The organism is Gluconobacter cerinus, from assembly GCF_002723935.1.
Classification (GTDB): domain Bacteria; phylum Pseudomonadota; class Alphaproteobacteria; order Acetobacterales; family Acetobacteraceae; genus Gluconobacter; species Gluconobacter cerinus.
Window position 1 is genome coordinate 198117 of the sequence record NZ_BEWM01000004.1, and the last position, 26099, is coordinate 224215.

Sequence of the window (26099 nt, forward strand, 5' to 3'; positions counted from 1 at the left end):
GGGCAAGTCGTTCGTACAAAAAAATAATTATGAAAATGGGTGTTTTTTAAGAATCGCTTCGTAAGAGACGTTTTCCTGTCGATTCAGCTAAGAATTGGCCTTCACGGTCTGCCTTTGAATGCCAAGCCCTTCGATTTCCAGCTCTACGACATCCCCTGGTTCGAGATAGACTGGGTGAGGCTTGATGCCCATTCCGACGCCGGCAGGTGTGCCTGTAGCAATAATATCGCCCGGCATCAGGGTCATGTAGTTGCTGACATGTGAAATGATGCTGCGGACGTCAAAGATCATGTTGGAGGTATGCCCCGTCTGCCGACGGTGTCCGTTGACATCTAACCGCATGGAGAGTGCTTGCGGATCGGCGATTTCATCGGTCGTCACAAGCCATGGTCCCAAAGGCCCGAATGTGTCGCAGCCTTTGCCTTTGTCCCACTGGCTTGTCTGCATCTGAAATGAGCGTTCAGAGATATCATTGGCGACACAATATCCCGCAACATGCTCCAAAGCCTTCTCCGGGGAGACGTAAGACGCTTTTGTGCCAATAATGACTGCGAGTTCGACTTCCCAGTCCAATTTGGTGGCATGTTGGGGGACCAGAATACCATCGCTCGGACCCGTCAGGGCAGAGATGGCTTTCATGAAGACGATTGGCTCTGAGGGGAGGGGAAGGCCTGCTTCCTCGGCATGATCCCGATAGTTCAGGCCAATGCAGATGTACTTTCCGGCACCGGAGAACGGAATACCGTAGCGTGGTGCTTCTGAAACGACAGGGAGAGTGTTCGGATTAATCGCCCGCAAGGCGTCAAGCTGCTCTGGAGACAGGTGGCCAACCGTAATATCAGGCAGAATCCCTTTGAGGCTTCGCAGCATGCCAGTGTCATCAATGAGTCCGGGTGTTTCCTGATCCAAGGGACCAAAACGACAGAGCTTCATCCTGCGACACTTTCTGTCCAGAGTGGGGAAGCATGAGATTAGGCATGTTTTGGTTTTTCTTCCAAGGATCGAAGGGCCTCCATTGTTCAAATTGATAACTTCAGTTATTGATATGTTATAACATACGTGTTTGACTATATGGGAGTTTCGGTTATGCCCCTGCTCAATGATGGTTCCCCGGAAGGGGATGAAAAGGGAACGCAGTGAAATGCTGCGGCTGCCCCCGCAACTGTGAGCGGTGAGGCTGATCACGATGGGTTCTATGAACCCGGCCACTGGGGCGTCAGCCTTGGGAAGGCTCGCGATTTGCCGATGATCCGCAAGCCAGGAGACCTGCCATCGAAAATGGTCATGGACGAAGCGAAAGGGCGGGGTGCACCTGACGCAGCAGGATGGTTCATCCTGCTCATCGTAGTGACGCATTGTTGAGTGAAGTTTGCGTTATCTATGAGGAAAATCAGTTTTGTCGGTGTGTTGCCCGTCGCAGCATTGACCGTTTTTCAGCCTGCGTTCGCCCAGACAGAAGACGTCAGGAAGGCGGCGGCCAAAGCGAAAGAAGAACACATTACGGCGCATGGTCGGGCGCAGCCGCTGAAGGATAGTGCTGTTATCGGGGGCAGACTTGGGCTGACGGTTCAACATAATCCTGCGACGATCAATGTGATTCAGCGCAGCGTGATGGAGCAGCGCGGTTATGCGCACGCTGAAGACGCCGCAGACAGTGCACCGGGTGTTTCTTCCGGTGGATCTCCAGGAAGTCCGGCGCAGATGATGATGCGCGGCTTCAGCGGAAATCAGGTTCTGATCCTGCGAGATGGCATTTATTACGGCCCGACCACGATGGTGAACCGTCCGCTCAACAGCTTCAATCTTGAGAGCGTTCAGGTTCTCAAGGGGCCGTCGTCTGTTCTGTACGGGCAGGGCGCTGTTGGGGGCACGGTGGACATGCGAACGCGTGACCCTGCGTTTGATGGGCCGCATGCTAATGCTCTGGTATCTTATGGCAGTTTCAATACATGGAATGCTGGTGTTGGCAGTTCGGTTCCCATTACTGACACTTTGGCCATTCGAAGTGATTTCAGTCGTACCTCGTCTGATGGATACGTTGCTGGCGCAGACCCACACAGCAACGATTTCACGACAACGTTGCTCTGGCACCCTTCGAAGAAATTTACAGCTCGCTTTGGCGTCGACTATCTGACAGATCGCTTGTCGACGTACTATGGAACCCCTTTGGTCCCGCTGGCGCAGGTCCATGATGGCGTGGGCGGCCTGCTGTCGTCTTCCAAGGGATTAGGCGTAAGCCGATCATCGCTCTGGCGGTATTACAATGCCAAGGATGCAAAAGCTGGCTCGGTTAATGTGACTCCGACGCTCCATCTGACGTGGCAGCCAACGGAGAACATGACGTTCCACAATAAAACCTATGTCCTTTATGCCAAGCGCAACTGGAATAACGCTGAATCCTACAGCTATATCGGTTCAGCCGGGCAGACGGACGCAGCGGGAAATGCCATTGCACCCGGTCGGGTCGGCCGGGATCGGTTCTATGTTTATATGAACCAGCACCAGGTGGGTGACACGCTGGATGGTCAGTTTGATTTTCATGTTTTCGGAATGAAGAACCGTCTGGTCGTCGGTGGAGACGCGTATTATGTGCGGCTCATCCGGAACCGTGGTTTTCCGGACGCGACATATGCGGACAGTGTTTCTCTGAGTAGTCCTGAGAGTACGGCCGTTGGGAGTTTTGCGGGGGAGTATCCATATACCAAATCTCCCACAACCATGGTGGACGCAGGCATTTTCATGGAAGACGTCCTGACCGTGCGGGACGATCTGCGTGTAGTGGGTGGATTTCGCTATGACTGGCTGAAACTGGACCGTCAGAATTATAGCCAGACCGGTGCGTTCAATCCTGCGACCAGCTTCAAGGGGAACTACAATCCTGCCAACTTTAGGATTGGCCCTGTTTATGATCTGACAGACAACATCAGCCTCTATGGCGTGTACACAACGGCTGAAGATCCGCCGGGCTCCAATATCTTCCTGGTTAATAAAGGGCAGTTTTCACGCCTGAGTCAGTCCAGGCAGGGAGAAATCGGCGCCAAGGGTTCTTTCTGGAAAGGGCGCCTGTCCTCTACGCTGTCTCTGTACGATATCCGCCGTACCCGAGTTCTCGTTGCTACCGGTGTGGACAGCGTGGCAACGGCGGGCGTTCAGAAGTCACGGGGTTTGGAATGGCAGGGAGACCTCACGCTGGGGAAACACTGGAGCCTGTCGGGAAATGTTGCCTATACGTGGTCTCGTTATGGATCATTCCATCCTTCAGCGTCAGTGAATGCTTCCGGGAACGAGGTCCCGAACGTTCCGGCTGTAACGGCTAACCTGTGGGGTGTCTGGTCCCGGGTTGCAGATCTGCCGGTCGATCTGGGGGCTGGTATGCGTTACGTATCTGCCCGTAAGGGCGATTACGCCAACACCCTGAGTCTGAAAGACTATGCGCTCGTCAATCTTTTCGCGGCATGGCACGCCTATCGTGGCGTGACGGTTTATGGCCGGGTAGACAATGTGGGAAACAAGCACTTCATTCAGTGGGCTGATACCAGTTATCCGAGTGAAGTGATGTTGGGGGCGCCGCGGTCCTTCTCGATCAGTGTTCAGGCCGGTTTCTGATCGTGCCTGAGGTTGTGCTTCAGACACATGGTGCCGGGTATGACTGCATACTCTCTTTGACGGATCTCTCCGTCAGGGAGGGTGAGCATGTTGCACTTATTGGCCCCAATGGTGCTGGGAAAAGCACGCTTCTGAAGCTCCTTGCTGGATTAATTTCGCCCACGGAAGGGGAGATATTTCTGGAAGGAACGCTGCTCAGCACCCTGTCCAGACCAGCGGTAGCGCGCGAGATTGCATGGCTTTCCCAGACCGATGATGTAACTCCTGAATTCATAGTTGAGGATTATATCGCACTTGGTCGTCTCCCGTTTCGGGGCACTGTCCAAGCGCAGCAGGATACTGCGGCTCTGCAAACAGCAATCCAGTATTTCCGTGTCGAACCTTTTTTAAAACGGTCGATTGGCAGTCTTTCTGGTGGCGAGCGTCAGCGTGTGATGCTGGCGCGATGTCTGGCCCAGACCCCCAAAATACTGTTGCTGGATGAGCCCACCAATCACCTGGACTTTGCGGCGAGAGCAGAACTGTTAAGTTTGTTGCGTGACCTTCCTCTAACAATCGTGGCCGTCCTGCATGACCTGTCTTTCGTGCCTAATTTTGCGCCGCGAGCTCTCTTGATGAGGGACGGAAAAATCATTCTGGATGGGGCGTCTTCTGAGGTTCTGCTCTCTTCGGAACTAGGGCATGCGTTCGGCTTGAATGTTCATCCCGTTCAACTGGATGATGGCAGCACGACGTTCGTTTTTAGGCCGCGAGGCGCATGAAAACGCCTGCCTTTATGCTGTTTCTGGGGATTTGTGGCTTTGCCCTGCAAACGGCTTTCGCCTACCCGGTTACCGTGCAGAGCTGCGGGAAGCCCGTAACGATCACGCATCAGCCAGAGCATGCTGTCATCCACGACGTTAATATGGCGGAAATGGCTTTTGCTCTGCATTTGCAGCCCTATATTCGTGGTTTGACGGGGATATCAGGCTGGAACAAATACACACCGGGTTTCAAAGCTCAGCAGGGCGATATCCCGGAAATTGCGACTCATTATCCCAGTCTCGAACAACTGCTTGATGCCGGAACAGATTTTTTCTTTGCCGGCTGGAATTATGGGATGCATGTCGGTGGAGATGTGACACCCGAGACCTTGGCAATTCAGGGTATCCCGACGCTTGTTCTGTCTGAAAGCTGCTTCCGGGCCGGGCACTCCACAGCTCTCCCGACATTAGACCTTCTGTATGGCGACGAAGAAAAACTTGGAGAGGTTTTTGACCGGGAGCAACAGGCTCGGCAATTGGTCGAAGGCTGGCAGAGGCGCGTTCAGCACATTCAGGATCGTCTCAATGGCCATCGTCCGTTACGTGTTTTCCTTTATGACAGTGGACGCGATCGGCCATTTACAGCTGGCCAATATGCCCTCGCGACAGAGCTGATCCGGCTGGGCGGGGGCGAAAATATTTTTCGTGATTTACCAACAAACTGGGGTGCTGCTTCGTGGGAAAACGCGGGTTTGCGTGATCCTGAAGCTATCTTGGTGATGGATTACGGGGCAGGTGTTTCAGACAGTCTGAAATTTCTGCGAAGCCAGCCATTGCTGACGGAAAGTACGGCCCTGAAGACAAACCGTGTTTTGGTTGTGCGCTATGATGAAATGACGCCGTCTCCCGCGAATATCGATGTGATCGAAAAAATTGCAGCCTTTCTCCACCCGGACGCAGCACCTTGATGAAGCGCGTTCTTAGCATCAGCGCTTTACCGGCTCTGAGTGTGCTGGCATTTTTGGAAGTTACGCTCGGAAGTGCTTCTCTTCCCTGGCATTCGTTGCAAGCGGGACTTTTGGCCGGTCCCGCCAGTCATGATATTGCCGCCCGGATTATCTGGTCCCTGCGAATGCCAAGGCTGGTTCTGGCCTTCTTGACCGGAGCAATTCTTGCCGGTGCAGGAGCACTTCTTCAGGCCGTAACCCGCAACCCCTTGGCAGATCCGTTTCTCTTCGGGTTATCTTCGGGCTCAGCAACAGGGGCTGTTGCTGTCATCGTATTGTTGGGGGACGTTTTCGGCGTCTGGACGATCGCTTTTGGTGCAGTCGGTGGGGCATTTGTAGCAACCTTCGCACTTCTATTGCTAGTATCGTTCAGATCCCGGTCTGGCGCACGGGTTTCAACGGAACGGATGCTGCTGTCTGGTCTGGCGATTTCCTTTGTCTTCTCTACTCTGACAAATCTGCTGATTTTCTGGGGTGACCGTAATACGGCGCAATCCGTTCTGTTCTGGACGATGGGCAGTTTTTCCGCCGCTCGCTGGTCGGCCCTGCCACTTGTCGTGTTGGGGCTTCTGCCCGTGATCTTCGGTAAATGGGCTTTTGGCGCTGATCTGGATGCCTTGATGGCCGGGGAGGAAACCGCAGCGTCCCTCGGGGTGCAAACAAGAAAGCTACGGCTTTGTGTTCTCGGCCTTTGCGCCTTTAGCTGTGCAACGACAGTGGCTTTGTGTGGGCCGATCGGCTTCGTCGGACTGATTGTGCCTCATCTCATAAGGCCCTTCTGGGGACGGTCTGTTCGAAATATCCTTATCCCCGCTATGGTCGCGGGGGGGATGCTGACAATCCTTTCAGATCTTCTCAGCCGCTGTCTTTTGCCGTCTCAGGAGCTGCCGGTTGGGATAGTCATTTCTGCGATAGGCGCCTGTTTCCTGATGGGACTTCTGACACGGCGTTGATGTGTCCTTGGCGCGTTTGCCTCAGAGAGACACCGTGATACCGCCGTCCACATACAAAACATGGCCATTCACAAACGACGATGCGCCGGAAGCAAGGAAAATACAGGCCCCCGTCAGCTCATCAAGCTGTCCCCATCGACCCGCCGGTGTTCGCTTTTCCAACCACGTTGAAAATTCTGCATCATTTACGAGCGCAGCGTTGAGAGGCGTATCGAAGTAACCCGGCGCAATGGCATTGCACTGAAGGCCGTGTCTTGCCCACTCGGTCGCCATCCCCTTCGTCAGATTCCCCACGGCACCCTTGGTGGCCGTGTAGGGGGAGATATTCGGGCGGGCAAGGGCCGTCTGGACGCTGGCAATATTGATGATTTTACCCTGCCTACGGCCTAGCATATGTCTTGCAACAGCCTGTCCAACATTAAAAATGGACGTCAGGTTTGTCTGAAGAACCTTCTGAAACATTTCTGGTGGGAAGTCTTCCAACGGCGCGCGGTGCTGCATTCCTGCGTTGTTGACCAGAATATCAATGGGCCCGGTATCTTCTTCGAAGCGATCGACTGCCGTTCGAACAGCCGCGTGGTCGGTCACGTCAAAAACAAGTGTCTCGACACCTCCCAGTTCCTCGGCTGCGGCCGAGAGTTTGGAAGCATCCCGCCCATTCAGAACGACTTCAGCCCCGGCGGCTTGAAGTCCTTTGGCCAAACTGAAGCCGATACCTTGAGACGATCCCGTAATCAGAGCGCGACGTCCCGTCAGGTCAAAAAAAGATATACTCATGGAAAATCCTTCTTCCTTTGCTGTGTCAGCGCTCTGTCAACGCGGATCAGATGAACATTGAAATACCAACGCAGAAGACCAGTCCCAGAACGGCAATGATCGTTTCCAGAACTGACCAGGTCTTGATTGTCTGCGGCACGGTCAGGCCAAGATATTCTTTCATCTGCCAGAAGCCCGCGTCGTTCATGGGGCCGAAAGCTACGGACCCTGCGCCGGTGGCAATCACCATGAGTTCTGGCGATACGCCCTGCGAGTGCGCGAGGATCGGACCCGCAATGCCGGAGGCCGTACTCATTGCAACGGTAGAAGACCCGCAAGCGACGCGGACGATCGCGGCCAGAAGCCATGCGAGCACGAGAAGTGGAACGTGCGCGCTGACGGCCGCGTCCGTGATGGCTTTTGAAACGCCACTATCAATGAGTTCACGACCAAAGCCACCGCCCGCACCAACCAGAAGCATGATCAGGGCCGTTGGGCCAAGACACTCATTAGTGAAGCGAAGAATGGTTTCTCGTGAAAAGCCGCGGGCCAGCCCCAGCACGTAAAACGACATGACGGTTGCCAGAAGCAGCGCAATGTCCGTGTTGCCGATGAAGTGCAGGAACATGTTTGCTGCGCTTCTCGGCGTCGTAAACATGTCCGCGGAAGAGCCGATCAGCATCAGAATGACCGGGCATGTGATGGTCAGGACGGTAACCATAAAGCCTGGGAGGTTTGTCGGGATTTCACGCTGTACAAACTGTTCTGCCAACGCATTCTTTTCTGTGATGAGAACACGGGGGCTGATGAAGCGCGCAAATAGCGGGCCTGAGATGGCCGCAATCGGTGTTCCCAACAGAACGCCCCAGAAAATCGTTGTGCCCGTGTTGGCGTGATAGGCCGAGAGGGCGAGCAGCGTTGCCGGGTGAGGCGGGATCATGGCGTGCGTAACGGAAAGCGCCGCACCCATGGGAAGGGCCACTCGCAGCAGCGATGTTTCCGTTCGGGCTGCAAGAACGAAAGCGAGCGGGAAGAGCAGGACAACGCCAACTTCGAAGAAGACTGGCAGTCCCACAAGCAGGCCAATCACCATCATCGCCCAGTCAATCCGTTGACGACCCGCGCGCTCTGAAATTGTCAGGGCAATCCGGTCAGCACCGCCGGACTCAGCCAGCATTTTGCCAAGCATGGTGCCGAGCGCAATGATCGTGCCAACGTGCCCGAGGACGTGTCCGGCACCGGCTTCGAAAGATGCGACAACCTTGTCCGCAGGCATACCCGCGCAAAGAGCCAGCAGAATAGAGACGCTGAAGAGAACGATGAAAGGATTTAGACGAAAACGCGCAATGAGTACGACGACTGCAATGATTGCGGCTGTTGCCAGCAGAATGGCAAAGGTTGTTGTCATATGGAACGCAGCCCTGTCAGAACGAGGAAACAGTTCAGAAGCGGAAACCAGAAAAAACCGTTACGTGAGAGGCTCCTGCAGAGAACTGAAACTTTCTCAGACCCATACGCCGATTGCCTCAAAGAACGGATGTAAAGTCTGCGTCATGATCTCGGCAGAAGGCTTCCACCATCGCTCAAATGCGTGCGTTGAAAAATATGAAAGCTGTGAATTTTTAAATTATTCCTGCATTTTTCGGTCTTGGCTCGACAGTAATGAAGCGCCTGAATGACGGGAACTTGAACGCAACGCATCAGTGAAGTGCCGCGTCAGGAGTCTGTACGGTGACAATGGCTACGGCTTTGTCGGTTCGTGCTACGATGCCGCAAGTCTGAACGCATTGACCTCAAGGACCACACAATGATCCCGTTTTCTGTTCTTGATCTTTCAATCATCACACGGGGCGCAGGCCCTCGTGAGGCGTTCAGGAATACAATCGATTTTGCCAAATTAGCAGAAAATCTGGGGTTTCATCGGTACTGGCTGGCTGAACACCATTCAATGCCGGGAATTGCGTCTGCGGCAACGGCTATTCTGATTGGTCAGGTGGCTGGGGCAACGACCCGTATCCGAGTGGGCTCTGGCGGGATCATGCTCCCAAATCACTCGCCCCTTGTTGTCGCAGAGCAATTTGGAACATTGGAGACGCTCTTTCCTGGCCGCATAGATCTGGGTCTAGGCCGGGCACCAGGGGCTGATCAGAGAACAGCCCGTGCTCTGCGGCGCGATCCATCAGCACCTGACAGGTTTCCGGAAGATGTGGTTGAGCTTCTGCATTACTTCGAGCCCATGGCGGCGGAAGATACGCATTTGATACGTGCCATTCCCGGAATGGGCCTGCGCGTTCCGGTCTGGATTTTGGGATCGTCTCTGTTTTCGGCCGTTCTCGCCGCCCAGTTAGGGCTACCGTATGCCTTTGCATCTCACTTCGCGCCAGCACAGATGGAGGAAGCCATTGCCCTCTATCGGTCGCGGTTTGAGCCGTCTGAGAGGTGTGCGCGGCCTCACGTGATGCTGACCGTCAATGTCATTGCAGCGGATGAGGAAGCGGATGGCAAGCGTCTCGCGACGTCGCTATACCAGTATTTTATGGCTTTGCGCCGCGGGCGGCCTATCGCGTTTCCACCTCCTGTCAACAATATCCTGTCGTTGTGGTCGGTAGAGGAGCAGGCGTTGCTTGAGCAGACACTGGCTTATACGTTTTCTGGGTCCAGAGAGAGTGTGACGGGACAACTGAGACATTTCTTGGAACGCCACAAACCTGACGAGCTGATGGTGGCAGTCCCGATTCATGATCAGGACAGTCGCAAGCGTTCGCTTGAAATTACAGCCAGGATCAAGGCAGACGTGGGGGCTTGATCAAGCCTTTGACATGCGCCGCTTCAGGTCCTGATGGATTTGAATGAACAGGTCTCTCTGGGCGTGACTGCCACCAATGTCCTGCAAGTGAGGAAGCGCAGCGTTGAAGGAGAGCAGGGCTGAAGCGTTTTCATTGTGAAGATAGGCGTTTAGCCCACGGGCTAAAGGAATGCCCACCAGATCCCACGCTCGCTGATCTGGTAGGCTTTGCCCGGAGAGGCCCTCGATACGGCGCAGCAGATGCTGCCCTTCCGGACGATGGGCGCGGAGTAGTCCGTAAAGATATTGCAGGGTCAGAAAGGGCTGACTGACATCGTCTTGCCGTGAAGCGAGCCAGTTCGCAAGGTCCGTCCATCGGTCCTCGACATCAGCTCCCGCCAGCTCCAGACGGACCAGAAGGGATACTGCGCCAACCTGATCCTGTGAGAAGCTGCGTTCTCTGGTCCAGCAATGCTGGTCATAAACGGAGACAGCGTCGCTTACCCGATTGCGTGCAAGGTAAAAGAGAGCCAGATGCCACCATAGGTGCGTGTCCATGAAGGAGGTCAGCGTTTTCCAGCCAGCACACCGCTCTTCAAGAAACGCGGTACCTTCATCAATGCGTCCCTGCGTCAGGTAAACATGAGCAAGGGCATGTTGGGCCCACGGCTCCGATGCATCCATGGCAAGGGCTGTGCGGGCAGAACGCTCAGCAGCAGGTAAATCGTGGCACTGCTCATAGGCAAAAGCCAGCATACCGTGCAGGGCGGCAACGTCTCCGGCGGCATCTTCGCTGCGTAACGCAACGGCCAGCATGTCCTCAAAGCGGCCTCGAATGAAATCGTGATACTGGCGAAGCTTCAAAGTCACCAGATCACGCGGCCATTGGGAAAGAATACAATCTGTCAGGCGAATAATAGCCTCTGGATCGTCCGCAATAGAGGCCTCCAGAACTGAAAACAGAAGCTTTTCACGCGGAAGGGCATTGGTAACGGATTGAGCTGCGCGTTCATGATATCGGCGCGCTTCCGACGGAACATCACCTGTTTCAGACAGCATCCAGAGCAACCCGGCATAGGTGTTTGCCAGACAGTCTTCGGACTGATCTGCAACTTCAAGAATTTTGACCAGACGCAGGTCATATCCAAGGTAACCAAGGATAAAATCATTGATGCCAGCGATCGTGGACGCTTGGTCAGCAGAAATATCGTTGTTCAGAACGTCCTGAGTCATGGCGCCTCTCCGGGAGAGGGGGAAAGTCGCTGAAGTTCTTTTTCAATGTACTGGTTTACGACATCAGGCTGTTCCAGCATGATTTGATGACCACAGTCTGGCAGGATATCCAAGGTGCTGGCGGGAAGGAAATCATCTACTTTTCTGACTTCCGCCAGAGGGACGATGCCATCGTTCTGACCCGCAAGAATATGCACGGGTTTGTCAAAATGGCGCAGGATTTCCGTATTGACCGGGGCCGCACCTGAACGGACAGCATTGATCATGAACAGGCTGTTGCGCTTCGTCGCCTGACGCTCGGTTTTGAGTATCTCTGGATCTACGTCTGGAGCCCATGCCAGCTTCTCGAAGCGCGCCTGTAAAGCCGGTCTTGCAAACGAGGCGATCCAGAAGGGCAGACGGTCCATCCAGTTTCCAAACATCGGTCCCTTCAGGGACGGGGCAAGAGATGCTGGCCCCAACAGAATGAGGCCATCAACGGGTATGTCCTCTCCAGCAGCAAGTAATCCGGAAATCCATTCCAGCGTGATGCGGCATCCAAATGAATGAGCGACGATGATACGTTTGCGCGAGGGGAACGCTGCCAGAACAGCGGCAAGGTCTTGTACCGAAAACCGACTGGCAAAAACCTGTTCGTGCTTGGAGCGCGCACTCTCGCCATGTCCAAGCGCATCCCATGCGACGAGATTGACAGGCTCTTTGGAAAACCGGTCCCATTGCAGCCGCCACTGCTGACGGTTCCCACCCAATCCGTGCACGAAAAAGAGCGTTGTGTCACTTCCTGCCTGTTTTGAAGAGACGGCAAGCCTGCGGCCTGGAACGCGGAAAAATGTTTCTGCTGGTGGAATTGTCTCAGTCATGGCTGGTATTCCTCCCAAAACGTTCCTGCCACGTGGGGCGAGTGGGCTCACCCGGCAAGGGCGATGCCTCATAAACGCCGCGCGCGATCGCTCGGGCTGTGACCTGCGTGGCCGTATGCAGAATTTCGGTCCACTCCTCAATGGAAGCGGGCGCGGGTGCATCGCCTGTAGCGATGCCGAACACTGCGTCTCCATCCTGTGGGAGATGCGCGGGGAAAACGCCCCGTGCGACGCCATCCTGCGCCAGAATGGCCAGCCGTTTGGCTTGCGCTTTCGTCAGGGTGGCATCAGTTGCAATAACGCCGATTGTGGTTCCAGCGACGTAATTCGGCTTCATGCGGAGTTTGAGGTCATCTGCTGTCAAATGAGGCGGGAAACCGAGCCCTCCGAATTCCGCGTCCTGTTCGAAAGGCGCGCTCCAGAAGTGCGGTCCGTCTCCAACTGTGGCCGTCCCGACAGCATTGACGACCATAAGCGCTGCGACCGTGTGCCCGCTGGAGGTTATGGCGCTGGCTGATCCAAGTCCCCCTCTCACGGTCGCGGTGGTTGCGCCCGTTCCGGCGCCTTCGGTCCCTAGTTTGAAGGGACCGTGAGATGCTGTTTGTGCGGCCTGATAGCCCAGTTCCGCATAAGGCGAGTATCGCCCCCAGTCTTTATCCCCTCCGTTCACGAGGTCAAAAAGACTGGCCTGCACCACAATAGGCACACGGACCTGGCCTTCCGGCGTAGGAAGAGCGTCAAACTCTCCCCTTAGCCATGCCTGAACGCCGGCAGTTGCATCCAGACCATACGTCGATCCACCGGAGAGTACGATGGCGTGAATGCCATCGACCAGCATTTCTGGCTCCAGTAGCGCGTTTTCCCGAAGTGCAGGGGCTCCGCCAAGAAAGCTGCCTGAAGCGACAACTGGCCGGTCGAACACAAGCGCCGTCACGCCAGTTCTTTGTTGAACATTGCGCACATTTCCGACGCGAATGCCCGGAATGTCCGTGATGAGATTATGGCGAGTTCTGGAAGTCATGGTGGTGTGATTTCAGAGGCTGGCGTTGATGAGGGCGCGGGTTGTTGGGTGTTGAGGGTGCGTCAAAACGTCCGCTGCAGGCCCCGTTTCGACAATTCTCCCACCATCTAAAACAGCAATACGATGTGAAATGTGTCGGATTACAGCCAAGTCATGGCTGACAAAAATATATGACAACCCATGACGCTCCTGCAGATCCAGCAAAAGGTTCAGAACGATGGCCTGAGTGGAGACGTCCAGCGCCGAAACAGCCTCGTCGGCCACGATAACATCGGGGCGGGTTACGAGCGCGCGGGCAATTGCGATACGCTGTCTCTGGCCACCTGAAAATTCCCTCGGATAGCGGCTGATGGCGTCTTCCGGCAGAGCTACGTCCGCCAGAACGTCAAGAACACGACGGTTCCTCTCTTCAGCATTCAAACCGGTCTGATAAAGAGGTTCTGCGACGATTTTTTCAACGGTCTGCCGAGGGTCCAGAGCTCCTTGTGGGTCTTGGAAAATCATCTGGATGTGGGGTCTGAAGCGGTGTCGGGCAGTGCCGGTGGGGGAGGTAATATCCTGTTCTTCAAAGAAAATCAGACCACTTTTGGCACCGACCAAACCCGTAAGGATACGAGCCAACGTGGATTTTCCGCTCCCAGAGGACCCAATAAGTCCCAGTGTTTCGCCCCTATCTACGTGAAGCGAGACATCTTGTAGAATGGTCCTCGGTTTCTGGGGGCGAAACAGCGATGTTCCCCGGCCTGCAACATCGTACTGGATATTCCGGGCTTCCAGAAGGTGGCTCATGGCTCCACCCCAGACGCCAGATTTTCTGGCACTGGCAGGCGTGTCAGCGGCGGATGGTTCACTCCGTGCAGGGACATGCTCAGTAAAGCACGTGTATATGGGTGCTGAGGTGCTGAAAAAAGTGTTTCCGTCTTTGCGTTTTCCACGAGTGTCCCGTGTTGAAGAACCAGAACATGACGGGCTTTATGGCGGATCAGGCCCAGATCATGGGAAATCATCAGAATGGCCATCTGATTTTCAGAAGCAAGATCCTGGACCAGATCCATGATCTCGGCTTGGGTTTGGCTATCCAGTGCGGTTGTGAACTCGTCAGCAATCAGCAGTGCTGGTTTGCACGCGATTGCGATAGCCAAGAGCACACGCTGTCGCTGACCGCCTGACAGCGTGTGAGGGTAGTCGCTGGCTGAGATGCCTGCGCGACTGAGGCCAACACGATCCAGAAGCTGATGAACGGCCTCTTTGATTTCGCGACCTGTCATGGCGGTGTGCAGTCGGAACGTATCCCCGATTTGCTGACCAATCCGACGGATTGGGTTAAGCGCGGTCATGGGTTCCTGAAAAACCATGGCAATCTTCTGACCGCGCAGGCTTCGAAACTGGTGCTCCGGAAGAGAAATGAGGTTCTGGTCTTCAAACAGAGCCTGACCTGACGTTTCAAAGCCATCAGGGAGCAATCCCATAAGCGTACGGGCAAGCGTGGATTTTCCCGACCCAGACTCTCCTGTGACAGCAACGGTTTCACCAGCGTTTATGGTGAAGGACAAAGGATGCAAAATAGCTGTGGAGCCAGCATGGACTGACAAATTTTGAACGGACAGAAGGCTGGTCATGACGGCTGTCCTTTCAGCCGATTGAAAGGGCGCTCCAGAAGGTCACGCAGGCCGTCGCCAAGCAGATTAAACCCGAGCACCAAAACCATCACGGTCACACCTGGAATTGCAACAAGCAGGGGATGGTCAAAAATATGGATTTGATAAGACGCGAGCGTTCGTCCCAGATCCGGCTGAGGAGGCGGTGCCCCAAGCCCCAAGTAGGATAGGCCGGCCTCTGAGAGAAGGGCCAACGCCAGAGAGGTCGAGGCATGAACGATCAGGATAGGCGCGATGTTCGGAAGAACATGGCGAAGGATCGTATCGATTGAGTTCAGTCCGGCCATGCGTGCGGCTGCAATGTAATCGAGCACAAGAATGGAGTGTGCAGCCTGGCGTGTAATCCGGATCTGGGCTGGAATGCCGAAAAGGGCAATAGCGAGAATTTCGCCCGTGGCAGAGGCGCCTTGCGCTGTGACGAGCATGGCGGCGATCAGAATAGGTGGAAAAGCCAGTCCCAGATCTGCTGTGCTCATCACGGCTTTGCCGCGCACACCGCCGTAAGCCGCGACGAGCCCCAAGGCTGTCCCGATGACTGTCGCGAGTGTCACCGCAATTACGGCGATTACCGTGCTGTTGAAAGCCCCTGTCAGGACATAACTCGCAATGTCACGTCCGAACGGGTCCGTCCCCAGCGGGTGGGAGAAAGAGATCGGAGCGTAACGATGCGCGATATCAATCAGAGGAGAGCGGCCACTCCGCCAGATCCACGTAAGTGTTGCTGGGACAAGGCACGCCAAAAGAAGGGCACTTCCAGCAATCAAACTCCTGTTCGTGCGAAGCCGGGTCATGCCCTTTCTCCTGCAAGGCGCGGGTCTAACCAGCGCACAACGATGGAAAGTGCCAGATTGAGCAGCAGGACACCCGCGACAATCAGCATGACAAGGTTTTGTACGACCGGAATGTCACGCTGGTTCACGGCTTCCAGAAGCAGTTTTCCGCAACCGGGAATATTGAACACGCTTTCGACAATGATTGCCCCAGTCACCAGAACGGGAAGCTGAATGCCGATCAGTGTTAGAACTGGGATCAGTGCGTTTGGAATGGCGACTTTCCAGAGAACGCCCTTGCCGCTGTAGCCTTGAGCACGTGCTGTCCGGATAAAGTCCTGATTCAGAACATCGATGAGAGAGGAGCGCATGAAGCGTGCTGTGATGGCTGCCTGGGGGATGGCCAGCGCGACTGTGGGCAGGAAAAGAGCTCGCAGTCCGGTAAAAAATCCTGCGTTCCAGCCCGTAAATCCTCCTGCCGGAAACCAGTGCAGCGTCAGGGAAAACAGCAGCGTCATCATCATGGCCAGCCAGAAATCCGGAATGGATTTGAGGAACTGCAACGTTGCCATGACGGCAAGATCAAGACCTTTTCCACGATGAGTGGCTGCGATGGCGCCCGTGGGTAACCCAATGAGAAGAGCGAGGCCCGTAGCCAGCAGGATCAGAGGGAGGGTGCTCTGGAAGCGCTCAAAGATCAGCCCACGAACGGGGACATCATAGGCGTAACTCGTGCCAGCCTCTCCGTGCAGCAGGCCAGAAATCCAGCGCACATACCGTGTTGCGGGGGAAACATCGAGGCCTAGCTGGTGATGGAGAGCCGCAATGCTGTCCGGGCTTGCATCCAGCCCAAGCATCACTGTGGCCGGATCCCCCGGAAGGAGGTTCAACAGAGCGAACACGATCACACTGGCGACTGTGAGCACCACCAGTCTTCCTGAAATGGCAGAGGCAAGATTGGTCATCATGGTTGCCACGTCACATCTGCCATAGGGCAGGCTGCGATCTGCTGGTCGATCCATAACCCGGAGATACGCCGGTTCAGAACTGTGTCCCGAGGGCGGGAATACAGGAAGACGTTGGGCTCGTCCTGCGCGAGGCGATCTTGCAGGGCGACGGAAAGCCGATGCCGATCCTCCGCGTTGTCACTGGCTTCATACTGTTCGAATAGCTCATGAAACTGCGGGTTCTTGTAATGAAAGTAGATGTTATCCCGATCGTAGATTCCGATGTCATGCGGCTCTGTATGGGCAATGACTGTCATGTCAAAAGAGCCCTGCCCAAAAACGCGTCCCAGCCATGATGGCCATTCCAGCGGTTGCAACGTGACGATCAGGCCAACCTGCTCCAGATAGGCGGCAACGATTTCGCTCGTATCGCGAGCATAGGTGATGGGCGGGTAAGAGAGCGTCAGCTGCGTTCCCGGTTTGATGCCAGCCTCTTTGAGAAGCTCCCGTGCGCGCTCCGGATTATATGGATACCGATCGGGGAGTGCAGCATAGTCTGGGTCATTGGGAGCCATATGAGATTGCAGGACCGTTCCGTCTCCATCGGCCCCAGCCTGAATGAGGGCTTTTCGATCGATAGCGTAGGCAAGAGCCTGACGGACGCGTAGGTCATTGAATGGCCTGCGCGCATTGTTCAGTGCCAGAATGGCTTTGAACGGAAAGGTTCCACGTACGACCTTGAGGTTCGGGTTTCCTGCAAAACGGCCAAGAATTTCAGGGGCAGGGAATGACGGATAAGCATCCAGTTCTCCCGCCAGAAGCGCATTGCTGGCAGCAAGCGGATCAGGCATGAACCGGAATGTGACAGCCTTTAGTTCTGGCGCCTTTCCCCAATAATCGGGATTACGAAACAGCGTGACATGATCGCCTCTTTGCCAGGCTTGGAAGAGAAACGGACCTGTCCCTATGGGATGGCTGGCGTTCTTGTCTGCTGATGAGGGTGACAGGATGGAGGCATCATTCCACGTAAGCTCATAGGTGAAGCTGCCATGGGCTTTTTTGAGTGTGATATCTGCGTGGGTAGTGTCGGGGCAGCTCACATCCGCGATGTTTGTAAAGAATGTACGATCGGGGTTTGTGCTGGACGTTGCTCCCGCACGTAAAAGAGAGAACCGCACATTTTCACAGGTGAGAGGAGTTCCATCATGAAAATGAACGTTCTCTTGCAAAGTAAAGTGATAAACGCGGCCCTCGTCTGAGACAGTCCAAGCCCGTGCAAGCAGAGGTTGGACGTGCCCGTCACGGTCTAGCCGGGTCAGGCCTTCAAAGACGTTGTTATATGTGATTGTGCCGATGGCCTCGCTTGGGCTGCGGGTCGGGTCCAGGCCAGGCGGCTCAATGGAGACGCCAATGCTCATTGTATCGCGCGTCTGGGCCAGTGCGGACGTACCCAGACTCAGACCAGCCATGGTTAAAAGCGCAAAAGATGACTTCATGGGGTCTCGCCGGGAGCCGGACGCTTGAGGCCCAGGTGCTCGCGCAGGGTGGAGCCCTCATAGGCTGTACGAAACAGGCCGCGTCTCTGAAGTTCTGGCACCACATGATCCACAAATGTTTCAAGGCTCTGCGGCAGAATGGGAGGCATGACGTTAAACCCGTCTGCCGCACCTTCCACAAACCACTCTTCAAGCTGATCTGCAATCTCCTTTGGGCCACCATAAATGGACCAGTGGCCGCGAGCGCCGCTGACCTCCAGATACAGGTCTCGCAGGGTCATGTTGCGCTTTTTGGCCATCTTTACCAGAAGTGTCTGACGGCTACGGTTTCCGTTGAAGTCCGCGGGGGCTTCTGGAAGGGGCGCATCAAGGGGCAGACCACGCAGATCTGTGCCCGTCATGCCTCCTAGCAAAAACAACCCGACGTCAGGATGGGTAAGTTCATCAAGTTCACCCTTCAGATCTTCTGCTTCCATCTGTGTGCGACCAACGAGCGGATATACGCCTGGCATAACTTTCAGAGATGCAGGGTCCCGCCCGATTTCTTTCATGCGGCGGTGGAGATCAAGGCGAAAAGCTTTTGCTTCCTCAAGGTCTTGCTGGGCGGTGAAGACCATTTCGGCAGTTTCCGCAGCCAGTTGGCGCCCCGGCTCGGAAGAGCCCGCCTGCACGAGAACAGGTCTGCCCTGCGGCGAGCGGGGAATATCGATCTGCCCCGCTGCAGAGAGAAACTCGCCTTTGAAATCAAATGGACGCCGGCCTTCAGGCGCGAAGAATGCTCCGCTTTCTGTATCTCTCAGGAATGCATCGTCGGTCCAGCTATCCCAGAAATTCTCTACAATCTGTGCAAATTCGCGGGCCTGACGGTAACGGTCTGCATGCGGGACATGGCTTGGACGCCCGTAATGAATGGACTCCTTGACGTTGGCTGTCGTGACAAGGTTCCATCCAGCGCGTCCGCCGCTGATCTGGTCAAGCGAGAGGAACTGCCGGGCGAGGTGATAAGGCACCGAATAGGTGGTGCTGACAGTACCAATCAGGCCGATCTTATCTGTTGTGGCAGCCAGTGCGGAAAGGAGCGTCAGAGGTTCGAAAGACGCCGCATATGTCATCCTGCGGAAGCCATCGATTGTCGCTTCGTCAATGGAGCTTGTAAAATCAGCGATAAACACGGCATCAAACAGCCCCCGTTCAGCGAGGCGTGCCTGTTCAAGCTGGCGTTTGAAATTGCTTCCTGCGTCAGGGGCGGATCCTGAATGGCGCCAGGCTGCCGCATGATGGCCGGTCGGGAGAAGAAATGCGGCGAGTTTCATCTGGGGAGCCATGGATCTTGATCTCTTGCTTATATCGCGGTCAGAAACACAAAAAATTGTTGCATCCACAACATAACCTGTTGTGAATCGTTTTTCTATCCCTTAAACGCAATTAAATAGTTGTTTCTATTAACAACTAAAAAACTTAGTTATTAGGCGGAACCGATGCACGACGTACTTACTGCTCCGTACCGCAGGAATGCCCTCCTTGTTCGTGGGCGTATTGCACTGATTTCCAGCGTTGCATTTCTGCCGCTCTGGAATGTTGCTGCGGCTGCGGACGAGAATGCCCAGACGAAGAAGCCTGCTCAGGCTACGTCACGCAAGGGCAGCGCGCTTTCTGCAAAAGCTGCTCATGCACCGGCTGCGCCTAAAGTTCACGCATCTGAAGCCTCCCGCGTGGAAAACGTTGTCGTGACGTCGGAGCGCAAGGCAGACAGCCCACAGAACATCGGTACGTCAATCAGCGTCGTTTCCGCAAAGATGCTGGAAAATCGGAACATCAACAATGTGTTCGATCTCCAGTACGCTACGCCCTCGCTTCAGATCCAGCCGTCCTACGGCAGTGGGCAGTTCACTTATACGATCCGCGGTGTCGGATTTAGCAATTACTCCAGCAACAATTCCCCGACTGTGGGTATCTATATTGATGAGGTAGCGAACCCGGTCCCGTTCGGTATCAACGGAATGATGTTTGATATGCAGCGCGTGGAAGTTCTGCGCGGGCCGCAGGGCACGCTGTATGGTCGGAATACGACAGGCGGTGCGATCAACTATATCACGAACAAACCGACCGATAAGCTGGCGGGAGGCGTGAGTGCCCAGTATGGTCGTTTCGATAGCGCCAAGATCGGCGGATATATTTCCGGTCCAATCAACGACAAGCTGAAGTTTCGCCTGTCTGGCGAAACACAGCAGGGCGGGGCATGGCAGTACAATCCTGAGGCTCAGGCCCATCTCGGGAACGTCAATCGTGGCGCGGCTCGCCTGTTGGTGGATTATACCCCGTCAGAGAGCTGGAAGGTGGAGTGGAACCTTCACGGTAGTCGGGATCGCTCTGACGGAACGGGCGTCTATGCGTGGGAGCCTATCACCAGCCTCAGTTCCACCAATCCAATGCCTGCGTCCACCAGTCGTTATAATACCCGCTGGGGGACTTCGGAGCAGTTTGCCAAAGAAACTGGTCTGACGCCGGATCAAAAGCCATACAGCCATATCGATACAGGTGGCAGCAGTCTACGGGTTGAGAAGCATCTCCGTGATTTCACGATTACGAACCTCGCCAGCTACGATTACATGCAGCGCGACGAATACGACAATTTCGATGATTCCTCATTGTCTCTGGCGGACGTGAAGTTCAATACGCGGGCTAATGTCGTGGCCGATGAACTGCGTTTCTCATCCAATACATCTGGTCGGCTTCACTGGATTGGAGGCATTTACTACGGTCATCAGTGGCTGAATGACCGGTACCAGTCGGGGTTTGAGGCTCTTTACAATACGGATGGAGACGTCCGTTATTCGCAGACGGTCAATACAATCAGCGGTTTTGGTCAGGTGACGTATGACCTTACGCCAAAGCTGCAATTGGTTGGTGGCATTCGCGTCGAGCACGAGAAGCGCACCCTTGATAACGCCTATGCTCATTACCTCGTCGGCGGGGTGGTGACGAACCCGCAGAACGCTGTCGCCCAGCAGTCGCAATCCTATACGTTGCCATCTGCAAAATTCAGCATTCAGTATCATCCGTTCAGCCATGACATGACGTATTTCACCTTCAGCAAGGGTGTAAAATCCGGTGGCTTCACGGTGTACAATTCATCTGACGTTACGCAGATGACCAATCCGTTCAAGCCTGAACAGCTTTATTCTTTCGAAGTCGGAAACAAGCTGATCCTGCCAAGGTATAACCTGCGGGTGAATGCTGACTTCTTTTATTATGATTATTTTGACCGTCAGGTTCAGTCCATCGCCTACAGCCCGACGACAGGCTCCGCGATTGGTCTGTTCGTAAATGCGCCGCGCTCCCATATGTTTGGTGGCGAATACGAAGTCGAATGGTCCCCGATCCCGGGGCTGCACGTGGCGCAGTCTGGGGCTTATGTCGAAGGTGCCTATGACAAGTTCAGTGCTGTTACGAGCTCAAAGCAGGTCAATGGTGTTTGGGTCGGTGTCACGCAGGATGTATCTGGACGTGGAATTGAGGTGCCTCATTTTACGGCCAATGGTTCCGTCGATTATACGTGGCGCGTTGGAAAATATGATCTCGTTTCAGGTGTGGATTACAGCCTGCGCACCACGAGTACGGCTCTGAACTCAGCCAATACCATTCCAGGCTATACGTTATGGGGCGGGTATATTTCGTTTGCGCCCCATAAGGGCCATTGGAAAATCGAGGGTATTGGTCGCAACATCACCGACAAGCACTATGACGTGACACGCGGCTATTTTGTGGGTGGAGACAACATTGCAGTTGCTGGCCGACCAGCAACCTGGGAAGTCCGTGTTCGCGCAGACTTCTAAAAATGCGAGGGATGGCGTTTTTTGCCATCCCTCTGACGTTTTTCAGAACGAGGCCGCCACCGTGCCAAAGAACATGCGCGGAGGTGTAGGATAACCCACATACGTTGAGCCATCTCCCGCGGTGATGGTGGACCAGGAGCGCGTGTTCGTCAGGTTGCTGACGTTGAACTGGAGCTTCAGGCTCTGCATGTGTGGGATATGCTTGAATGTATAACCAGAGCTGAAACCAAGCTGGAACCTTGGTGGCACCATGACGGTATTCGTGATTGTACCTGGACGAACACCCATATAGGTTCCGAAGAGCTGAGCGTTGAAGCCTGCCTGATTGTAGTTGATGGCGAACTTGTCAGACCAGACGGGAATAGCCGGGACTTTCTCGCCTTTTGTTGCGTAAAGCGTGGTGCCGTCCATGAAATCGCTGCCATAAATGCTGCTGACATAGGATACGGCATCATAGATCGAGAAGTGCTGCCCGAACCGGAGTGTGAAGGACAGATCCATACCATTTGTTGAAACGCTGCCCAGGTTGGCTACAGTGCCACCCACGCCGGAAATTCCCTGATTAGGCGGCTTGATCGAGCCAAGACGATTGAAGAAATCGACATGGTAATACTCAAGCTGACCACTGATCCCCGTGAGTGGGCCAAGAAACAGCGGCCGATTGGTTCGGATGCCTGTTTCATAGGTCCAGGACGTTTCCGGTTTTCCTGTTTTCTTGAAGTCTTCGAACGCTTCCTGGCTGGTCACGGCCCAAGGTGACGTGCTGCCATATCCGGTCTGGGCAAACGAATTCATGTTTTCCTGAATGTTGGCAAATAGCTGCTCATGGGGCGTGAAGCTCCACAAGGCACCAAAAGCAGGAAGAAAGGGTTTGTAAGACGGGATCGTTCCACCAGCCACTGTGTGAGTGCTGGTATCAACAATCGTTTTTGCACCTTTAACCGATGCTGCAAGTGACTGTGGCAAAGCAGCGACGGGCAACGTGCCGTTGGTATAAACCATCTCGGACTTGAAGCCTGCTGTCAGGGTCAGATGGGGCGTTACGCGCCAGCTATCCTGCAGGTGTGTGACAAACGTGTTCGTGTAGAACGCATTCATCCACTGAGTAAAAAGAGGATTGGTCGCGCGCTTATAAGGCGTCAGCGTGTCCGTTGCGGTGAGCGGATACCAAAGACGCCCTTGTGTATTGTTGTTGCGTTCGTACCATCCGCCAATCTCAATATTATGGTGGCCCAGATGATAGTGCAGGGTGCTGGTCAGGCCTCCGCGATAGTCTTCATACTCCGTCGTACGAACAGCAAAACCCGTCCCGCCGGTTGCATTCCAGACCTTCGGGTCAATTCCGGCATTGCTATACGTAAACTGACCATTCTTGATGTATTTGGATCCAGTCGGGTCCAGGTAGCTCCCAAGGATCGTCAGGATAGCGTTGGTGCGAATAGACGTTGCGACCACGCCCGCGCCATCGTCATAATGAAAATAAAGCTGGTTATCCCACGTCAGATTTGGGGAAAATTTGTGCGAAATTTTCAGATAGGTGAAGTAATCGGTTCGCTGCGCTGCTGAGTAATAGTATTTATTATTGGGTGTTCCTGGAGCAGCGGATTTGGAGGTCATGGCAGGATAGTTGGCCATGGCAGCGTTCAAATCAGGGAAAAACGCACCGCGAGCATAGAGGTCTGTAGGCGCCGTCAGTCCTTGTGTGTTGGGCTCTGCCTTGTCCTGCCAGTCAAAATACGCCGTGATGGTGGTTTTTTCACCTTTATGAACAAACTTGCCATTTACCTGATAGCCACCCTGATTGTTTCCTTCACCAAGATTCCAGGGTCTGGCGTCCTGTCGTGAGAAAGAGACATAGGCCGCGTTTCCATTACCAAAATTACCGGTGTCTAGGCGGGCATAGGTGCGAAACGTGGAATAGCTGCCGAAAGTCTGCCGGATTGTTGCGCCGGCTTTTGCTTTCGGGTCCCGCGTATTAAACTCAATCGTTCCGCCCAGGTTACTGGTGGACGCTGTTCCGAGTGCGCCCGCCCCAGAGGACAGGGACGTTTGGCCGATATTTTCGCTGATGGCTGCTCGTTGCGGGGAAAGGCCATTATAATTGCCATAAGCGCCTGCACCGAGCGGCACGCCATCAAGGGTGTAGCCAAGCTGGCTGTTGGAAAAACCGTGAACGTAAATGCTTGAGTTCTGCTCGTTGTTGCCCCAAGGATCAACATTGGTGAACGTCACGCCCGGCAAGAGATCCAGAGCCTGCATCGGGTTCTGACCCGGCATCATTTCCTGCATCTGGTCGCCGCTGATGCTCAAGACAGACCGCGTGCGATGGCCTGTTGCAACAATCTGCTCAATGTCGCGCTCATCCCGGGTCCGCGATGCGCGTATGTGCTTTGGGAGGCGTTTTGTAGCGGCACCACGTCGAATGACCATGCCGCCGCCTGGAGCAACCTCGGCAACCAGGCCGCTCCCATTGAGCAACCGTGTTACGGCTGCGTCAGCTGACAGGTCGCCATTAACGGACGGAGCCTCAAGGTGGTCCACCAGTTCAGGGGAGAAAATGACGCTCTGTCCGGTCTGTTGGCTCAGGGATTCCAGTGCCTGTGCCATTGGCTGACGATTAATGTGAATATTCGCTGTGGCTGACGGTGTAGCCAGAGCAGAATGGGTCAGAATGGTCGTCCCTACAGTCAGAAGCAGAGCTGCGCGAAGGGGGCACCGGACGTTGACGGCCATGTATTCTCTATCCTGTTGGTGATCGCAGAAGGCGGTCTCAACAGGAAGACAAACGAAAACTGAAAAACCTCAGCATTGTTCAACGGTTTTCATGAAACCGTCATAAAGCACGAAAGATGAAAACGTTTCCCTGTTCCTGGAGCGTCAAGGGAAGAAGGCGCGGAAGCATCCGCAAAAACATCTCGCCCTGCGACACAAAATAAACCCCGCTTAACCGCATATTTGAAACAGTTGGCGACGCTAGGATGATCTGACGTTGGCTATACCGTCGGATTTCTGAAACAGCCTCCTCCAGAGGCGTATTGCGAAAAATCAGACGTCCGGTCTGCCAGGAAAGAAGCGCTTCGATGTTGGGATAATCGATGCTCACCGCACCATTCTGGGCGATGCGAAAGCGCTGCCCCGTGCGGATCCAGATATCACGCGCGGCAGTTGTTCCGCTTCGGAGCAATATCCTGCCCCGCAGCGCCGTGATGTCTGTGCAGTTCTGTTCCATGCGGACATTCGCTGAGGTCTGTCGTGAGAGCCGAACTGTGACGTTTCGAACTGAGAGGTGAAAATCTGATGGGCTTTCAGGGGAAAGCAGCACTTGTCCGTGTTCCAGTCTCGCGCGGTGCCCATCTTCAGACAGCGTCATTCGGCTTCCTGAATCCAGAAGACATGTGCCGTAATCAGGCAATGCAATGCGCAGAGTATGCCCAGTCGATGCCTGCAGAACACGGGATGCCCGAGCAGTCTTGTTCATCGGCACAAGTGCTATGAGCGCAGCTGAGGCAAGGGCCAGTGCACTTCTACGCCCTAACGGAAAACCATGCGTATCTGAGCGTTTTGCGGGCGTTGCAGGAATGCTTTGTGTTTGAACGCCGCCGCCAAGCTCCCAGTAATCCGTCAGGAGTTCAAAAGTATTGGCGTTACAGGTGTCCTCACGCATCCACTGTACAAAGCGGGCACGGTCCGTGTCGTTACAATCATCAGCGTGCAGGCGCGCAATCCAGAGGGCGGCCTGTTCCCGAACTGCGAACTGCTTTTCGGAGGGCATTAATGGTCCATCCAGGAAGCAAGGAAGACAAGGGCTTTTGCAATATGCTTTTCCACGCTGCTTTCGCTCATTCCCAGCGTTAAAGCAATCTCCCGATACTTCATTTTTTCAACACGATTGAGAAGAAAGGCCTGCCTTGTCTTTTCGGGAAGCTGTCTGCAACCCTCGTGAAAGCGATCCATTCTTTGGCCTGACGCATAAACGTCTTCCTGGGATGGCCCAGGATCTTCTATTTCTAATGTAATATCCCGATCATCGCTGAAAGATTGTAGGCGCGATGAGGCTTTTTTCAAATCATTGAGATGCAGGTTGAGCGCACTTCTGGTGATGTATGCCTCCGGATGCGTCACGTCGTCTTTGGCGCGTTCATAATAATTCGCCAGCGCCGTCTGCAGATGATCTTCCGCATCGTCGCGATGCGTCAGGCTCTTGATGCGGCGGCAAAGGCGCAGCCATTCCTGCTGACAGGGAAACCAGTTTTCCGCCAAAGCTTCTATCATCCTGTTTTAAAGATGGACTGCCTGAAGCGCTCCATTACGGATTTTGGCGGGGTGGGTCTGTGACAGTTTCATGAAAAGAGGCTGAAAGGCATGGGCAAACGCTCTCATTCGCTGTCTTGGAAAGAGTGCGACCGCTCGATTTCAGCGAAAGATTTT

At 54.6% G+C, this 26099-nt stretch carries 22 protein-coding genes and 1 riboswitch; of the genes, 7 read left to right on the top strand and 15 right to left on the bottom strand.

What is annotated here, in order from left to right; genetic code table 11:
* Positions 1-87: 87 nt before the first annotated feature.
* Positions 88-933, bottom strand: coding sequence for a fumarylacetoacetate hydrolase family protein (locus GCE01_RS10745; RefSeq protein WP_099212850.1), 846 nt, complete (start codon positions 931-933; stop codon positions 88-90).
* A gap of 153 nt (positions 934-1086) precedes the next feature.
* Positions 1087-1288, top strand: a riboswitch (cobalamin riboswitch).
* Between the two features lie 92 nt (positions 1289-1380).
* Here GCE01_RS10745 and GCE01_RS10750 point away from each other — a divergent pair.
* The 4 genes from GCE01_RS10750 to GCE01_RS10765 are packed head-to-tail and all read left to right on the top strand — an operon-like array spanning position 1381 to position 6309.
* Positions 1381-3606, top strand: coding sequence for a TonB-dependent receptor (locus GCE01_RS10750; RefSeq protein ID WP_099212851.1), 2226 nt, complete (start codon positions 1381-1383; stop codon positions 3604-3606).
* Positions 3607-3608: 2 nt separating this feature from the next.
* Positions 3609-4367, top strand: coding sequence for an ABC transporter ATP-binding protein (locus GCE01_RS10755; protein WP_099212852.1), 759 nt, complete (start codon positions 3609-3611; stop codon positions 4365-4367).
* Positions 4364-5317 carry an ABC transporter substrate-binding protein gene (locus GCE01_RS10760; RefSeq protein ID WP_099212853.1) on the top strand — a complete coding sequence of 318 codons (954 nt, stop codon included), beginning with the start codon at positions 4364-4366 and terminating at the stop codon, positions 5315-5317. The genes GCE01_RS10755 and GCE01_RS10760 overlap by 4 nt, the downstream gene beginning before the upstream one ends.
* Positions 5317-6309, top strand: coding sequence for a FecCD family ABC transporter permease (locus GCE01_RS10765; protein ID WP_099212854.1), 993 nt, complete (start codon positions 5317-5319; stop codon positions 6307-6309). Before GCE01_RS10760 ends, GCE01_RS10765 begins: the two co-directional genes overlap by 1 nt.
* A gap of 21 nt (positions 6310-6330) precedes the next feature.
* On the opposite strand, the gene GCE01_RS10770 is transcribed toward GCE01_RS10765, so the two are convergent.
* Complete coding sequence (locus GCE01_RS10770; RefSeq protein WP_099212855.1) at positions 6331-7086, bottom strand: SDR family oxidoreductase; 756 nt, start codon at positions 7084-7086, stop codon at positions 6331-6333.
* A 46-nt stretch (positions 7087-7132) separates the two neighbouring features.
* Positions 7133-8473: a GntT/GntP/DsdX family permease gene (locus tag GCE01_RS10775; protein WP_099212856.1), complete on the bottom strand. Its 1341-nt coding sequence runs from the start codon at positions 8471-8473 to the stop codon at positions 7133-7135.
* A 399-nt stretch (positions 8474-8872) separates the two neighbouring features.
* On the opposite strand from GCE01_RS10775, the gene GCE01_RS10785 reads away from it, so the two are divergent.
* Complete coding sequence (locus GCE01_RS10785; RefSeq protein WP_099212858.1) at positions 8873-9871, top strand: LLM class flavin-dependent oxidoreductase; 999 nt, start codon at positions 8873-8875, stop codon at positions 9869-9871.
* On the opposite strand, the gene GCE01_RS10790 is transcribed toward GCE01_RS10785, so the two are convergent.
* Genes GCE01_RS10790 through GCE01_RS10830 form a run of 9 tightly spaced genes read right to left on the bottom strand, consistent with a single transcriptional unit; the run spans position 9872 to position 19160 of the window.
* The gene (locus tag GCE01_RS10790) at positions 9872-11083 is read right to left on the bottom strand and encodes a tetratricopeptide repeat protein (RefSeq protein ID WP_099212859.1); all 1212 of its coding nucleotides are present in this window, start codon (positions 11081-11083) and stop codon (positions 9872-9874) included. It lies immediately after the preceding gene.
* Positions 11080-11943 (bottom strand): alpha/beta fold hydrolase, encoded by an 864-nt coding sequence (locus tag GCE01_RS10795; protein WP_099212860.1) that lies wholly within the window; start codon positions 11941-11943, stop codon positions 11080-11082. Before GCE01_RS10795 ends, GCE01_RS10790 begins: the two co-directional genes overlap by 4 nt.
* A complete protein-coding gene (locus GCE01_RS10800; protein WP_099212861.1) occupies positions 11936-12964 on the bottom strand; it encodes a P1 family peptidase in 1029 nt (342 codons plus the stop codon). The genes GCE01_RS10795 and GCE01_RS10800 overlap by 8 nt, the downstream gene beginning before the upstream one ends.
* A 12-nt stretch (positions 12965-12976) precedes the next feature.
* Positions 12977-13753: an ATP-binding cassette domain-containing protein gene (locus tag GCE01_RS10805; protein WP_099212862.1), complete on the bottom strand. Its 777-nt coding sequence runs from the start codon at positions 13751-13753 to the stop codon at positions 12977-12979.
* A complete protein-coding gene (locus GCE01_RS10810; protein WP_099212863.1) occupies positions 13750-14583 on the bottom strand; it encodes an ATP-binding cassette domain-containing protein in 834 nt (277 codons plus the stop codon). Before GCE01_RS10810 ends, GCE01_RS10805 begins: the two co-directional genes overlap by 4 nt.
* Positions 14580-15413 (bottom strand): ABC transporter permease, encoded by an 834-nt coding sequence (locus GCE01_RS10815; RefSeq protein ID WP_099212864.1) that lies wholly within the window; start codon positions 15411-15413, stop codon positions 14580-14582. The genes GCE01_RS10810 and GCE01_RS10815 overlap by 4 nt, the downstream gene beginning before the upstream one ends.
* Positions 15410-16360, bottom strand: a complete 951-nt coding sequence (locus tag GCE01_RS10820) for an ABC transporter permease (RefSeq protein WP_244591182.1) — start codon at positions 16358-16360, stop codon at positions 15410-15412. The genes GCE01_RS10815 and GCE01_RS10820 overlap by 4 nt, the downstream gene beginning before the upstream one ends.
* Positions 16357-17835 (bottom strand): ABC transporter substrate-binding protein, encoded by a 1479-nt coding sequence (locus tag GCE01_RS10825; RefSeq protein ID WP_099212866.1) that lies wholly within the window; start codon positions 17833-17835, stop codon positions 16357-16359. The genes GCE01_RS10820 and GCE01_RS10825 overlap by 4 nt, the downstream gene beginning before the upstream one ends.
* Positions 17832-19160: an LLM class flavin-dependent oxidoreductase gene (locus tag GCE01_RS10830; RefSeq protein ID WP_099212867.1), complete on the bottom strand. Its 1329-nt coding sequence runs from the start codon at positions 19158-19160 to the stop codon at positions 17832-17834. The genes GCE01_RS10825 and GCE01_RS10830 overlap by 4 nt, the downstream gene beginning before the upstream one ends.
* 153 nt (positions 19161-19313) lie before the next feature.
* Between GCE01_RS10830 and GCE01_RS10835 the strand changes: the two genes are divergently transcribed.
* A complete protein-coding gene (locus GCE01_RS10835; protein WP_099212868.1) occupies positions 19314-21671 on the top strand; it encodes a TonB-dependent receptor in 2358 nt (785 codons plus the stop codon).
* A 42-nt stretch (positions 21672-21713) separates the two neighbouring features.
* Here the strand turns inward: GCE01_RS10835 and GCE01_RS10840 are convergent, their stop codons facing one another.
* From GCE01_RS10840 to GCE01_RS10850, 3 genes are all read right to left on the bottom strand, one after another.
* Complete coding sequence (locus tag GCE01_RS10840; RefSeq protein WP_099212869.1) at positions 21714-24404, bottom strand: secretin and TonB N-terminal domain-containing protein; 2691 nt, start codon at positions 24402-24404, stop codon at positions 21714-21716.
* Between the two features lie 100 nt (positions 24405-24504).
* Entirely contained in the window at positions 24505-25443 is a 939-nt protein-coding gene (locus tag GCE01_RS10845) for a FecR family protein (protein ID WP_099212870.1), read from the bottom strand.
* Positions 25443-25877: an RNA polymerase sigma factor gene (locus tag GCE01_RS10850; RefSeq protein WP_369690489.1), complete on the bottom strand. Its 435-nt coding sequence runs from the start codon at positions 25875-25877 to the stop codon at positions 25443-25445. The genes GCE01_RS10845 and GCE01_RS10850 overlap by 1 nt, the downstream gene beginning before the upstream one ends.
* Between GCE01_RS10850 and GCE01_RS17155 the strand changes: the two genes are divergently transcribed.
* Entirely contained in the window at positions 25785-26006 is a 222-nt protein-coding gene (locus GCE01_RS17155) for a hypothetical protein (RefSeq protein ID WP_244591206.1), read from the top strand. The genes GCE01_RS10850 and GCE01_RS17155 overlap by 93 nt on opposite strands.
* Positions 26007-26099: the final 93 nt, after the last annotated feature.